The 14,008-nt window shown below is 44.2% G+C and carries 12 protein-coding genes; 9 read left to right on the forward strand and 3 right to left on the reverse strand.

Annotation, left to right across the window (positions count from 1 at the left end; genetic code table 11):
- Positions 1-110 precede the first annotated feature (110 nt).
- Positions 111-434, reverse strand: coding sequence for a N(4)-acetylcytidine aminohydrolase (yqfB, locus tag L4D12_RS04755; protein WP_428446675.1), 324 nt, complete (start codon positions 432-434; stop codon positions 111-113).
- A 258-nt stretch (positions 435-692) separates the two neighbouring features.
- On the opposite strand from yqfB, the gene hutI reads away from it, so the two are divergent.
- The 8 genes from hutI to L4D12_RS04795 all read left to right on the forward strand — a co-directional run bounded on the left by hutI (position 693) and on the right by L4D12_RS04795 (position 9,883).
- The gene (hutI, locus tag L4D12_RS04760) at positions 693-1,904 is read left to right on the forward strand and encodes an imidazolonepropionase (RefSeq protein ID WP_428446676.1); all 1,212 of its coding nucleotides are present in this window, start codon (positions 693-695) and stop codon (positions 1,902-1,904) included.
- Positions 1,905-1,935: 31 nt separating this feature from the next.
- Complete coding sequence (hutG, locus tag L4D12_RS04765) at positions 1,936-2,961, forward strand: formimidoylglutamase (protein WP_428446677.1); 1,026 nt, start codon at positions 1,936-1,938, stop codon at positions 2,959-2,961.
- Positions 2,962-3,005: 44 nt separating this feature from the next.
- Positions 3,006-4,709 (forward strand): urocanate hydratase, encoded by a 1,704-nt coding sequence (gene hutU, locus L4D12_RS04770; RefSeq protein ID WP_428446678.1) that lies wholly within the window; start codon positions 3,006-3,008, stop codon positions 4,707-4,709.
- A gap of 9 nt (positions 4,710-4,718) precedes the next feature.
- Positions 4,719-6,251, forward strand: a complete 1,533-nt coding sequence (hutH, locus tag L4D12_RS04775) for a histidine ammonia-lyase (RefSeq protein ID WP_428446679.1) — start codon at positions 4,719-4,721, stop codon at positions 6,249-6,251.
- Between the two features lie 158 nt (positions 6,252-6,409).
- Entirely contained in the window at positions 6,410-7,276 is an 867-nt protein-coding gene (locus L4D12_RS04780) for a fructosamine kinase family protein (RefSeq protein WP_428446680.1), read from the forward strand.
- Positions 7,277-7,464: 188 nt separating this feature from the next.
- Positions 7,465-8,124 carry a hexitol phosphatase HxpB gene (gene hxpB / locus L4D12_RS04785; RefSeq protein ID WP_428446681.1) on the forward strand — a complete coding sequence of 220 codons (660 nt, stop codon included), beginning with the start codon at positions 7,465-7,467 and terminating at the stop codon, positions 8,122-8,124.
- A 340-nt stretch (positions 8,125-8,464) separates the two neighbouring features.
- A complete protein-coding gene (locus L4D12_RS04790) occupies positions 8,465-8,668 on the forward strand; it encodes a CPXCG motif-containing cysteine-rich protein (protein ID WP_428446682.1) in 204 nt (67 codons plus the stop codon).
- A gap of 126 nt (positions 8,669-8,794) precedes the next feature.
- Positions 8,795-9,883: a linear amide C-N hydrolase gene (locus tag L4D12_RS04795; protein WP_428446683.1), complete on the forward strand. Its 1,089-nt coding sequence runs from the start codon at positions 8,795-8,797 to the stop codon at positions 9,881-9,883.
- A 152-nt stretch (positions 9,884-10,035) separates the two neighbouring features.
- On the opposite strand, the gene L4D12_RS04800 is transcribed toward L4D12_RS04795, so the two are convergent.
- Positions 10,036-10,650 (reverse strand): riboflavin synthase subunit alpha, encoded by a 615-nt coding sequence (locus tag L4D12_RS04800; protein WP_428446684.1) that lies wholly within the window; start codon positions 10,648-10,650, stop codon positions 10,036-10,038.
- A gap of 207 nt (positions 10,651-10,857) precedes the next feature.
- Here L4D12_RS04800 and L4D12_RS04805 point away from each other — a divergent pair, with 207 nt between their 5' ends.
- A complete protein-coding gene (locus tag L4D12_RS04805; protein ID WP_428446685.1) occupies positions 10,858-12,228 on the forward strand; it encodes an MATE family efflux transporter in 1,371 nt (456 codons plus the stop codon).
- A 154-nt stretch (positions 12,229-12,382) separates the two neighbouring features.
- On the opposite strand, the gene L4D12_RS04810 is transcribed toward L4D12_RS04805, so the two are convergent.
- Positions 12,383-13,855 (reverse strand): C69 family dipeptidase, encoded by a 1,473-nt coding sequence (locus L4D12_RS04810; RefSeq protein ID WP_428446686.1) that lies wholly within the window; start codon positions 13,853-13,855, stop codon positions 12,383-12,385.
- Positions 13,856-14,008: the final 153 nt, after the last annotated feature.

Raw genomic sequence — 14,008 nt, forward strand, 5'->3', positions numbered from 1 at the left:
ATGATATCGGCACCGCAATACAGAGCAGCACACTGATACCTGAGCAAGTCAATCACTATACCAAACGGACACGCGATATTGCAAAGACCTTAACGAAATTAATCGCTTCATTAAGCAAGTTGATAAGACACGACATAAAGTTGTTCAATGCCCGGATAAATCTCCTGAATCACTGATTTCAACATTTCTAGACTCATATTTTCTTGCATTGCATGAAAATCAGTCAACTCATCAAACTTAACCGCATCTACTTTCAATATTGTCAAGCGACAAAACCATCTACCGTCCTCATACGTTGACACTTCAACACTGGTTCCTGGTACATAATGGCTTTCTGCTTCATCACGTATCGTGATTATTTTCTTGCCCGATAGAATATCTGACTCAAATCGCTCAAAAAACGTCATTTCAGTAGGTATATTGATAACAGTCATCTTCTTTTAACATGTCTGATCATGAGAGTGGCGCAAGTGTATCCTTATTTTCTATCAAGCACAGTAAGAATGTGCCGCCTTCTTTAAGAGAAGGTATAACTGCGTGTTCTCGACTACCTAGCAATGACCACTTTAAAACAACATTGCTCTAGTGACTTGTTACACAAAACACCAATGGCATTTACATTCACGCTTGAATTTTGCTCTTCAATCTCCTATCAATTTGAATAGACTCAATTGTCGTCAGTGTTGGAGAGTATGGATAAAGTTCTGACAAACCTAACAATGGTGACCATGGCACCGCATCACGGTTACCAGCTAATCAGTAATGCCATGATCGGCATTGAAAATGGCAAAATCATGTTTGCCGGAGCATCCAAACATTATGATTATCATGGCCACCCAGAGGTCATTAATTGTCAAGACGCACTTGTCACACCGGGCCTGATTGATTGCCATACACATTTAGTTTTTGCAGGGAACCGTGCAGAAGAGTTTGAACAACGACTTAATGGTGTTCCCTATGAGCACATTGCCCAATCCGGTGGTGGTATTCTCACGACGGTTAATGCAACCCGTGCCGCGTCAGAAGATGAACTCTTTAATCAGGCCAACAATCGACTGCAAGGATTGAAAAACGAGGGAGTAACGACTGTTGAAATAAAGTCTGGTTATGGATTAACACTCAACGACGAACTCAAAATGCTACGAGTCGCCAGAAGACTGGGAGAGCAGCCGGACATTACGATCACCACCACCCTACTCGCCGCGCATGTGATTCCCCCTGAATATGCCAATGCCGCAGATAGCTATATCGACAATATCTGCATAAACATCATCCCTGCGGCTGTTAAAGAGGGTTTAGTCGATGCCGTTGATGTCTTTTGTGAAAAAATAGGCTTCTCACCAACACAATGCCAACGAGTATTTCACACTGCATTAAAATACGGGCTTATGATTAAGGGCCACACTGAACAACTATCCAATCTTAACGGCAGTGCGATGGCTGCACGTTTAGGAGCCATATCTGTAGACCATCTTGAACACCTTGATAATGAAGGTGTAGCCACACTTGCTGCCTGCGGGACGGTTGCGACCTTATTGCCGGGGGCCTTCTATTTTTTACGTGAAACCCAGTTACCGCCAGTCGATCAGCTAAGGAAACTCAACGTACCTATTGCTCTTTCGACAGATTTTAATCCAGGAACATCCCCCATTGCCTCATTAAGGACAATAATGAATATGGGCTGTACACTATTTCAGCTGACACCTGAAGAGTGTCTTCGAGGAGTAACGCTTAACGCCGCGAGAGCACTTGGTGTCAGTAACAGCCGAGGATATATCGCTTCTGGCATGGCAGCAGATTTGGCTATCTGGGATCTCAATCATCCAGCAGAACTCTCTTATCGTATTGGTGTGCCAGATCTGCAATGCCGGGTCGTTAACGGACAAATGTTCTATCACAAATAACAACCCTATCAGCTACAGCAAGGAGACTGTCATGCCAATTGATATGAGTATCTGGCAAGGACGAACCGATCCGGAAGATGGCGCTCAGGGTCTACGATGGCACCAAGTCATTCAGCCCGCCGATCGGGCCAACGAAGAAGGCATTATGCTACTTGGGTTTGCCTGTGATGAAGGGGTCTCCCGAAATAAAGGTCGGACAGGGGCTTATACGGCCCCTAGCGTTATTCGCAAGACATTGTCTAATCTCGCATGGCACCATACGGAGCCCGTCTATGATGGGGGCGATATTTGTTGTGACGATGGTAACCTTGAACAGGCCCAGCATCGCCTCGGGGAAGATGTGTGTAAAGCATTACGACAAAAGCACAAAGTCATTGTGTTTGGCGGAGGTCATGAAGTTGCATTGGGATCTTTCCAAGGGATAGGTAGTTACTTAATCCAAAAACAGCACGCCTCAGAAAATATATCTGGTTTAGCAAAGGATATAAACGAAACAACCACAGCCCCCCAGATTGGTATCATCAATTTCGATGCCCACTTTGATCTTCGAAACCCTCCTAGCCACCAGCCACAACAAGGTAGTTCAGGTACCCCATTCCACCAAATAGCGCGTTATTGCAAGCTGCAAAACTGGCCGTTTCACTATGCGTGTCTGGGCCTCAATCATTCAGCTAACACCCAAGCACTTTACCAAAAAGCAGACGAACTTGGCGTTCTGTACCGTGACGATGAACAACTTTCATTTCAGCATATTAATGACACCGTTGAGGCCATTCAGTCTTTTATTAATCAATGTGATTATCTTTACCTGACCATTGATCTTGATGTATTTCCAGCAGCTGTTGCGCCAGGTGTCAGTGCTCCTGCTTCAAGAGGCGTTTCACTGGATATCATCGAAACCCTGCTGTTACCCATACTCGCCGCAAAGCAAAACAATGGTGAAAGTAAAGTACTGGTCTTCGACATAGCAGAATACAACCCTCGGTTTGATATTGATAACCAAACGGCACGTCTGGCCGCACGCCTCGCATGGCAGGTTGCTCGCGCCCTACGTTAACAATCGACACCGCAAAGTAAACACTGCATTGCAAGGAGAGCCTCATGACTCACTCGCCTTCCCATACCAACCCACGCTTAGATAAGAACCGTACTATCATCGCACCAACGGGCACGACACTTAACGCTAAATCATGGTTAACAGAAGCACCGCTCAGGATGCTAATGAATAACCTCCACCCTGATGTTGCAGAGCACCCACACGCTCTGGTGGTATACGGCGGGATCGGTCGCGCAGCCCGTAACTGGGAATGCTATGACAAGATCGTAGAAGTGTTAAAACGGCTTGAAGACGATGAAACATTGCTGGTTCAATCGGGTAAACCTGTGGGAGTATTCCACACTCATAGCCATGCCCCTCGAGTGCTGATTGCCAATTCCAATCTTGTTCCCCATTGGGCCAACTGGAAACACTTTAACACCTTGGACAAACAAGGCCTGATGATGTACGGCCAGATGACCGCTGGCAGTTGGATCTATATCGGCTCTCAAGGCATTGTTCAGGGCACTTACGAAACCTTTGTCGCAATGGCTAAGCAACACTTTAACGGTGACAGCACAGGCCGTTGGATCCTGACTGGTGGCCTTGGTGGCATGGGTGGTGCACAACCACTGGCGGCAATCATGGCTGGATTTTCAATGTTAGCCGTAGAGTGCGATGAAAGCCGTATCGATTACCGCTTACGTACCGGATATGTAGACAAAAAAGCCACTTCGCTTGATGAGGCGCTGGTCATCATTAAACAAGCTAAGCAAAGCAATAAACCTGTCTCTGTAGGACTTCTGGGTAATGCGGCAGATATCTATAGCGAGATAGTCAACAGAGGTATTGTACCAGACTGCACAACAGACCAAACATCAGCTCATGACCCACTTAATGGCTACCTGCCACAAGGCTGGACAATGGCCTATGCTGCAAAAATGCGGGTCAAAGACGAAGCCACTGTCATTAAAGCGGCCAAAGCATCAATGGCCATTCAAGTCAACGCGATGCTAGCGCTTCAAAAAGCCGAATCAGTGACCGTTGACTACGGCAATAATATCCGCCAGATGGCATTAGAGGAAGGCGTCAAAAATGCTTTTGATTTCCCGGGATTTGTTCCAGCTTATATCCGCCCTCTTTTCTGTAAAGGCATTGGGCCATTTCGCTGGGCGGCACTATCCGGCGATCCAAATGATATCTACAAAACCGATCAAAAAGTCAAAGCGTTGCTCCCCGATAACCCACATTTGCATCACTGGCTCGATATGGCCCGTGATCGTATTCAGTTTCAGGGCTTACCCGCTCGGATCTGCTGGGTCGGCCTGAAAGATCGAGCACGCCTCGGCAAAGCCTTCAATGACATGGTTAAGAGTGGCGAACTGAAAGCCCCCATTGTTATCGGGCGAGACCATCTTGATTCAGGCTCCGTTGCCAGCCCCAATCGAGAAACGGAAGGCATGCTAGATGGCTCTGATGCCGTATCTGACTGGCCTCTGTTGAACGCCCTGCTCAATACTGCGTCGGGTGCCACTTGGGTTTCTCTACATCATGGTGGCGGAGTCGGTATGGGATTTTCACAACACGCTGGCATGGCCATTGTCTGTGACGGTAGTCATGATGCCCAAATACGTATTGCCCGCGTGCTTCATAACGATCCTGCGACTGGTGTGATGCGCCATGCCGATGCCGGTTATAATATCGCAATACAGTGTGCAGATGAACAACACCTCGATTTACCGATGATCACATCAGCCAACAAAAAATAAGGCGGTTGTATGTATACACTTGAAATCATCCCGGGAAAGCTGTCACTCAAACAATTGCGAGAAGCAAATCGGCACAAAGTGACAACGTCACTTGCAAGTGAGGTTTATAACGGCATGCTGGCAAGTACCCAAGCTGTTGAGCAGATCATCGCTGAAGATAAGATCGTATACGGTATCAATACTGGCTTTGGCTTACTGGCCAATACCCGTATCGCTGTTAGCGATCTTGAGACCCTACAACGCAGTATTGTTCTCTCTCACGCTGCAGGTATCGGGGAATTGATGGCCGACCACACCGTACGCTTAATGATGATATTAAAAATCAATAGCCTAGCTCGGGGTTATTCCGGTGTTCGTCCAGTGGTGATTGACGCATTAATTACGCTGATTAATGCTGATGTTTATCCATGTATTCCCCAAAAAGGCTCTGTTGGCGCATCCGGTGATCTCGCACCTCTTGCTCATATGAGCACAGTACTGCTTGGCGAAGGGCTGGCTCGTCACAGTGGCGAAATAATCAGTGGTGCAGCAGCCCTAAAAATGGCCGGTCTGAAACCCATCACACTTGCGCCTAAAGAAGGGCTGGCCTTACTCAACGGTACACAAGCATCCACCGCCTTTGCCCTTGAAGGCTTATTTGCTGCAGAAGATCTCTATGCATCAGGAACCGTCTGCGGAGCAATGTCTGTGGATGCAGCACTTGGCAGTCGTCGTCCCTTTGACCCTCGGATCCACCACGTTCGTGGTCATCGTAGCCAGATTGATGCCGCCATGGCCTATCGTCACCTTCTCGATCATGACAGTGATATAGGCTTGTCCCATCAGCAATGTGAGAAAGTGCAAGACCCCTACTCATTACGTTGCCAGCCCCAAGTCATGGGGGCATGTTTACAGCAAATCCGCCATTCCGCCGGCATTTTAGCAATTGAGGCCAATGCCGTATCAGACAATCCTTTAGTCTTTGCCGATGATAACGATATTATCTCCGGTGGTAATTTTCATGCTGAACCCGTCGCGATGGCGGCAGATAATCTGGCATTAGCAATTGCGGAAATGGGTAGCCTGTCAGAACGCCGTATAGCACTGCTGATCGATAGCGGGTTAAGTAGACTCCCTCCCTTTTTAGTCGATAATGGCGGCGTAAATTCAGGCTTTATGATTGCTCAGGTTACCGCAGCTGCACTAGCCAGCGAAAACAAAACACTGGCGCATCCAGCCTGTGTAGATAGTCTACCAACGTCGGCAAATCAGGAAGATCATGTATCAATGGCGGCATTTGCTGGTCGTCGCTTAAAAAACATGGCAGATAATACTCGAGGGATTCTTGCGATTGAACTACTCGCCGCGGCCCAAGGACTCGATTTTCGCCAACCGCACCGTAGTTCTGACAAACTGGAGCAAGCAAAAGCCATGCTACGAGCCCATGTCAGCTTCTATGATAAAGATCGCTACTTTGCGCCTGATATTGAAAAAGCAAATCAACTGCTTGCCGAGGCTTGCTTCAATGAGCTGATGCCAAAACAGCTGTTACCCAGTATTTAGCCGCTAAAAAAGCCACTCTCACCAGAGTAGCTCTACTATCATTTATTCGACATCTCGACCATACAATGTAAAACCTTGATAGGCACCCAGTTATTAAGGCAATATATAGACTACTATGTTGAAGAGTCACCAACTTTTGTTGTTTTGTGGAGGATGCTATGTGGCAAGCGATTTCTCACCAACTGTCTGAAGTATTGGATAGACCATTCAAGATCAGCGAAAAGGAAACGATTGATGGCGGTGACGTCAATGAATGCTACTGCATCAGCGATGGTAATGAGCGCTTTTTTATTAAGCTCAACGACCGAGAACGACTAGTTATATTTGAAACCGAAGCCGAAAGCCTTCGTATAATAAATGACACAGATTGCATACAGGTTCCTCAATCTGTCCATCTGGGTACAAGTAAAGACAAATCCTTTCTTATTTTAAACTACCTGCCAACCAAAGTTATTGATAACGATTCTGCATTTATTTTAGGCCAACAGCTCGCACGTATGCATTCTTGGGGTGAACAAGGAGAATACGGTTTTGATATTGATAATTACATCGGACTCACTCCCCAACCCAATCAATGGCAACGTCGCTGGTGCCGCTTTTTTGCTGAACAACGTATTGCCTGGCAGCTACAACTATGCAAAGAAAAAGGGATTGAGTTTGGTAACATTGATGACATTACCAGCCAGGTCATTAAACTGCTAGTGAATCATCAACCTAAACCCTCACTATTACATGGTGATCTCTGGCATAACAATACTGCAGTGACAGTGACTGGTCCTATTATCTTTGATCCAGCCAGTTATTGGGGTGATCGTGAATGTGATATTGCACTAACAGAGCTCTTTGGGGGATTTCCTCAAAGCTTCTATGACGGTTATCAGTCAGTATGGCCGCTTGACGAAGCCTATCAACAACGTAAAGATCTTTATAACCTTTATCATGTTCTCAATCACTGTAACCTGTACGGCGGCAGTTATATTATCCAAGCCAAACATATACTTGAAAAGCTTGAATTAATAACTTAATCCATGCTTAACCAATCATTGGCATCTATGGTATGTTGTGGTGTGAATAATACTGGAAAAGATAGCAAACGGATGCGATTCCTTTCCAGCTGATAACAAGTAACCGAAATAGGCGGAATTCTGTATTTAACCTATTTCAGTTACTTGGGCATAACTTTCATTCATTACCACTCATGAGAAACACATTCATGCTACAAGCTGCTGTATTTGATATGGATGGCCTTCTGGTCGATTCAGAACCCTTCTGGCAACACGCACAAGTTGATATTTTCACCTCACTCGGTGTTGTCATGACGAAACAAGATACCTTGCAAACCACAGGGTTACGCATTGATCAGGTCGTTGAATTTTGGTACGGCAAGCAACCATGGGAAGACCATGACCTTGCCACAGTAACAGAAATGATTGTCGCCCGTGTCGAATCATTAATCAAAGAACATAAACCCATGCTGCCAGGGGTAATAGAGGCTATTGGTATTTGCGAACAGTCAGGCCTTAAAATTGCTCTCGCCTCTTCTTCACCTATGCGTCTCATCATGACAACGCTTGAAGCTCTTTCACTGGAAAACAAGTTTTCTGTCATCTTGTCTGCTGAACATCTCCGCTTTGGCAAACCTCATCCAGAAGTCTATATCAATGCAGCGGATGCCTTAGGTATACCACCACAAGCCTGTGTTGCATTTGAAGATTCAGTTAACGGCCTACTTGCTGCTAAAGCTGCTCAGATGAAAGGAATTGCCGTGCCAGAACCGACTGTCATCAACGACCCTCGCTGGGCGATTGCCGACTGTAAACTTAACTCGCTACTCGAAGTAAACCCACAACTTATTGCCTCCCTCACACAATAACGGTGACAATTAATGGTGCAGATGAAACATGGATTTTTTTTGCACCATTAATTTTTTTACAACCCTTCTGAAAATGTCCCATTACTGACATATTATTTTTCAAACTAAAAAAAATGAAATCTAAAGGTCCAGTTTTCCCATCTAATAATTTTAACTAATCCCAATTCTTTCATGGAAATTCTCACTCGATCAAAGTTTCCAGTTAATTTGAGGCGAAAACGAACACGAAACGCTAAAGTTAAGGCAATACTTAAGACAATTAACTACCCCTAAGCAATATAGTTACTTGAATAACCAGATTAAAAATAGTTATGTGAAATCACATAGCAAGGAGTCAACAATGAAAAACTACACTGAACAATCAGTAACCTGCCCTCACTGCGGGCACAACATTCGTATTACTCTAGACTCCAGTGCAGGCAGTCAGGAGTTTTACGATGATTGTCCGGCTTGCTGTCACGCCATTCACCTCAATATGCAAGTTGATGAGTTACATAAGACAATCAATTTATTTATTGATGCCGATGACGAGCAAATATTTTAACACCGTAATAATGAAAGCTTGCATAACACCAGTTTGACAAGCTAAGAGAGAAATTCTGAGTACATACATTGATACTATATGAGCATATAATGTAACACTGTCAAATAATTGCAGGCTTTATATACAATGAAACTTAAACTTATTTCTGCTCTTCTTGCATCTTGTATGGCTTATTCTGCAAATGCGTGTACTGGAATTTCTCTCACAACAACGAATCACGATTATATTCAAGCACGTACTATCGAATGGGGAGCAAATAATTTAAACAGTAAATTGGTTATATCCCCTCGAGATCATGAATATACGTCAATTTTATCAGACCAAAAAAAAGGCCTGACTTGGCTTTCTAAATACGGCTTTGCTGGCATTTCAGTCAGTGATGATCGCTTCATTGCCGAAGGGATGAATGAAGAAGGGCTGACCGCTGGTCTGTTTTACTTTAAAAATTACGGTTCTCTGACGAAATACGATCCCAATCAAACGGCAAATAACATCACCGATATGGATTTTATTCGGTGGATGCTCACCCAATTTAAAACGGTGGAAGAGGTTGAAAAAGCATTAAGTCAAATCAAAATCGTACCTGTTTACATGGATGCAAAAGGAAATCCATCCCCTACAGCACACTGGCGAGTCTCTGATAAACAAGGACATAGCATTGTGATCGAAATCATGGATCACGGTAAAATTAATATCCATAAAAATACCGCAAAAGTTCTAACCAATTCACCAGACTACAATTGGCAAGTAACCAATCTTAACAACTACATCAATCTCCATCCAGGGGGTAGCAAAGGTCAAAAGATAAATGGTGTAGATACATTTGCCTTTGGTGCTGGCTCTGGATTTCTCGGTTTACCTGGCGATATCACACCGCCTTCTCGTTTTGTCCGAGCTGCATTCTATGTTAACTCGGCACCAGTGATGCACAATAGCGAGCAAGCCGTTTCTCAAGCTTTCCATATTCTCAATAACTTTGATATTCCGATTGGTATCGAGTTTAATTCAAAAGAGCACATTCCCGATCTACCCAGTGCAACACAGTGGACATCAGTCATCGATCAAACCAATGGTTTACTCTTCTACAAAACCATGCATGACAGCACAATAAAGAAAGTCGATTTATCTAAATTGAACTTTACTGGTAAAAAAGAAGAAATTCGTCCGCTGGATGCAGGCCAATTCCATATTGAAGATGTAACACCAGCACTTTAAGTGCTCTATTTTGCTTATTTACCATCGCCACTTCGTGATTCTAGCGTTATACGTCAGTCTCGAAGTGGCGATAAAAAATGAATCCCCAAGCTATCTTCTCGCTGAAACGAACATCTTGAAGTAACTTGGGTATAGAGACATGTTCACCTTGCTTATTGAACGTCTCTGGCAGCTAGCACGCGCTCTACTGTATCGACAATTGCTTGTGTTTGAGGGTCGATTTCTAAATTGACGCTATCACCCTCTTTTCGACGACCAAACAATGTACGTTGAAGTGTTTCAGGGATCAGATGAACGCAAAACCGACCATTATCAACACTTCCAATCGTTAATGAGCACCCGTCGATACCAATATACCCTTTTCGTAATAGGTATTTATTGTAACTTTCCGGAATTGAAAACCAAATCGTACAGTTATTGGGTGTTTGTTCTATCGCGCAGATTTCAGTAGTTACATTGATATGACCAGACATGGAATGTCCGCCGATCTCATCACCAAACTTTGCTGCTCGCTCAATGTTCACCCGATCACCCACGGTTAACAATCCAAGGTTAGTGACGGCCAGTGTCTCTTGCATTAGATCAAATGAAATCTGATTACCATGGATAGATGTGACGGTTAAGCAACAACCGTTATGAGCAACCGACGCCCCTATCACAAGCCCATGACGCATACTGTCATCTAACTCAATAATATGTGTCTGAAAATCTTCTTTCTTATCAATCGCAACGACAGTTGCCATTCCTTGAACGATACCCGTAAACATGCTGACTCCTGTACAATGGAAAACTGTCATACTAGCAACTTCACATCAATAGCAACAGCCAGTACGTCTGTTTCTTCACTTACCATTAAAACGCATCTAGCACGTGCTTTATTTTCTTTTCATTTTTTCGCTCATCAACAATTGTATCAACTTGGCGACTCGCTATAATTCACGCGATTTTATATCCCTCTTTTTCGGAGCCTATCTGTGCATAATTATCGGCGTGAAACACGTCACCTCCTTAAACTGGCTATTCCAGTACTTCTTGCGTCTGTTGCTCAAACGTCCATGGGCTTTGTTGATACAGTAATGGCCGGAGGTGTTAGTGCGACGGATATGGCAGCCGTATCGGTTGCAGCCAGCATATGGTTGCCTTCTATTCTTTTTGGTGTAGGCCTACTTATTGCGATTGTTCCCATTGTCGCCACACTAAATGGATCAGGTAACAAGGAACGAATCCCTTTTGAAGTTCAGCATGGCTTTCTGCTTGCTGCCATCATCTCTGTTCCCATTATGTGTGTACTCTACAACGCCGGTGCATTAATCAATGCTATGGATGTTGAGCAAGCGCTTGCAGATAAAACGATGGGCTACCTTTATGCGGTGATATTTGCTGTTCCTGCTTTTCTCTTTTTTCAGACGCTGAAAAGCTTCTCTGAAGGCTTATCGATGACCGTACCTGCCATGGTCATCGGCTTTATTGGCCTTATTGCCAATATTCCTTTGAACTGGATTTTCGTTTACGGCAAATTTGGTGCACCTGAACTGGGTGGTGTTGGCTGTGGTGTCGCGACAGCCATTGTCTATTGGCTGATGTTTTTTTCCATGCTGACATACATCAAACTCAATAAGCGACTTAACCGTGTTGGCTTGTTTTCTCAGTGGCATAAGCCCCAATTAAGAGCCGTAACTCGCCTGTTTAAACTCGGTTTACCCGTTGCAGCCTCAATATTCTTCGAAGTCTCTCTGTTTGCAGCGATCGCTTTACTGATTTCGCCGCTAGGCTCAATTACTGTTGCAGCCCATCAGGTAGCCAGTAATTTCTCATCCCTGATTTTCATGATCCCAATGAGCCTTGGTGCGGCATTAAGCATCCGAGTTGGCCACTTAATGGGGCGTCAGAACATCAGAGAAGCAACGATTGCCAGCCGCTGTGGCTTGCTCGTTGGCTTTTGTATTGCCACATTTACAGCCACAATGACCATTATATTCCGTGAACAAATTGCATTAATGTACACTGATAACCCTGATGTCATCTTAATTGCGGGTCAACTGCTATTCCTCGCGGCCATCTATCAATGTACTGATGCGATTCAGGTTGTTGCAGCAGGAGCACTCCGTGGTTACAAAGACATGCGTGCGATTTTCATTCGAACCTTTATCGCATACTGGATTTTGGGCTTACCCGTTGGTTATACCCTTGGTATTACAGGCTGGTTTGTTGCCCCTATGGGCCCACATGGATTCTGGATTGGTAATATTATTGGCCTAAGTGCTGCAGCATGTATGCTTGCTTCTCGTCTATATTGGGTACAGCGCCAAGATGAAACCACGCAGCTAGCCATGTCTGCTCGTTAACGAATCTCCATCAACAAGGCAGCCACTTTAAAATGGCCGCCTTATTTTTGGCTGTAAATTTGAGGTGAAAAGCCGCTGACTTACGTAATTAAGCAGCGGCTTTGTTCGTTAGGCACTATTTTATTGACTCATTATTAGCTTGTCTGCCTGACCATTATGCGCCTTCGAAATGATAGGTCATATCCACTTTGTGAGTCAGCTTAGTAAATAACGTATTGGTTAGCTGATCCGTCAATTTCAATGCATCTGTGACGGTTTGCTGCTCAAAGTGATTGATAAGCGCTTGAGCTTGTTCTGGCTGAGATTTGTAGATAACTAAATACTCTTTTTCCATCGCCTTTTGTTTTTGTGCCGTTTGCTGTTCAAACTGCTGATACTCTTTTTGGACAATTGGCGCAAAATCGTTCCAATCCATCATTGCTAAAGTCTGTAACTTACGGAACTTCCAGTTAGCGGATAGATCATCGGCTTGGTCGGTACCTAACGTGATACTGTGAGGCACTTCAGTCATACCCTGATAATAAGGCAGATAGACACCCAATGAGGTCATGCCATAAGCCATGTATTCCACCTCACCAATTGCTTTGGGCAGGTTTGGACGCACTTGCAATACATGAGATTCTTGAGTTCTAAATACAGAAACAGGGCGATATGGTTCTTTCGGATTTTTATTGGCGTATGGGTCGTGGGATGTGCCTTGGTAATGATTACGCAGTCCTTGTTCTACATCAGCAACAGTTAGCTTGTGTGTAGGTTTTAAGAAAACTGGAAACGTCTTACCTTGATCAATTTGAGTATTAAGACCTTGAGTATACATATGTTGCAAGGTCCAAACTCGCGGATAGTTATAGGTGACATCATTTGCTGTATCTTGCGAATAAGCACGATGAAAATCAAAAGGCTGACCTTTAACCGCTTTATATAAACCGTGCTTTTCAGCAAAGCTAATCAGTGTCGGTGAGGCTAAGTAATTCGGATTATTGGGTAGATAGTGTTGTAATCGACCTTGGTTTGCTGAAACAAAGTATTTATCAGCAGGCACTTTCTCTGCCATCCACTGGTGACCACTGCCTGTTTCTAGATACCAAATCCCATCTTTATCGACAAAGGCAACACCAAATCCTTCAGAAGCCCCTTGAGTTTCGATGATCTTACCAAGTAACTCTACCCCTTCTTTAGCAGAGTGAATACGCGGTAAAATCACATTCTCAATGGAATCTTCACCAATACCTGTTTGGGTTACATATGGGTCAACCTTTAAGGATTTCTCACCATTATAGATTGTCTCGGTTGATGACAAACCAACACCTGCAGAATTAAATCCCGCCTCACCCATGCTTTTACCATTGGTATTGAAATCAGACATGGAAGTGTATTGCAACGCATCTTTTGCTGCCGGATAGCTGAAATCATTGGCGTTAGAGTGGAAGGCCTTTTTTTGCTGTTTTTCTGCTGGATGGAAAACGAAATTTTTCGCGTTTGTTGCTTGATAATCTTCGTTACGAGCAACAATGTAAGATCCATCTTTAGTTGCGTGGTTGCCAACTAGAATCGTCGTACAGGCACTTGCTTGTCCTGCAATAGTTGCAGCAATAACACTGCTAACCAAAAGTGTACTTTTCTTCATTTTTTGTATAACAAATGTAAGTGGAATATCCGTTATACGAGGAATATCACACACTTTATGTGATACGTATCAGACTCAGTAAATGACCAGCATAGTACTAAATTTTCATTTTTATTAGCGTGATAAATTGCTTATACCTTAAATGTTAGCTAA

The sequence above is a fragment of the Photobacterium nomapromontoriensis genome (assembly GCF_050336815.1).
Taxonomy (GTDB): domain Bacteria; phylum Pseudomonadota; class Gammaproteobacteria; order Enterobacterales; family Vibrionaceae; genus Photobacterium; species Photobacterium nomapromontoriensis.

Bases quoted from the DNA above. Each gene is read 5' to 3' on its own strand.
- yqfB (WP_428446675.1), bottom strand. From the start codon at position 434: ATGACTGTTATCAATATACCTACTGAAATGACGTTTTTTGAGCGATTT.
- hutI (WP_428446676.1), top strand. From the start codon at position 693: ATGGATAAAGTTCTGACAAACCTAACAATGGTGACCATGGCACCGCAT.
- hutG (WP_428446677.1), top strand. From the start codon at position 1,936: ATGCCAATTGATATGAGTATCTGGCAAGGACGAACCGATCCGGAAGAT.
- hutU (WP_428446678.1), top strand. From the start codon at position 3,006: ATGACTCACTCGCCTTCCCATACCAACCCACGCTTAGATAAGAACCGT.
- hutH (WP_428446679.1), top strand. From the start codon at position 4,719: ATGTATACACTTGAAATCATCCCGGGAAAGCTGTCACTCAAACAATTG.
- L4D12_RS04780 (WP_428446680.1), top strand. From the start codon at position 6,410: ATGTGGCAAGCGATTTCTCACCAACTGTCTGAAGTATTGGATAGACCA.
- hxpB (WP_428446681.1), top strand. From the start codon at position 7,465: ATGCTACAAGCTGCTGTATTTGATATGGATGGCCTTCTGGTCGATTCA.
- L4D12_RS04790 (WP_428446682.1), top strand. From the start codon at position 8,465: ATGAAAAACTACACTGAACAATCAGTAACCTGCCCTCACTGCGGGCAC.
- L4D12_RS04795 (WP_428446683.1), top strand. From the start codon at position 8,795: ATGAAACTTAAACTTATTTCTGCTCTTCTTGCATCTTGTATGGCTTAT.
- L4D12_RS04800 (WP_428446684.1), bottom strand. From the start codon at position 10,650: ATGTTTACGGGTATCGTTCAAGGAATGGCAACTGTCGTTGCGATTGAT.
- L4D12_RS04810 (WP_428446686.1), bottom strand. From the start codon at position 13,855: ATGAAGAAAAGTACACTTTTGGTTAGCAGTGTTATTGCTGCAACTATT.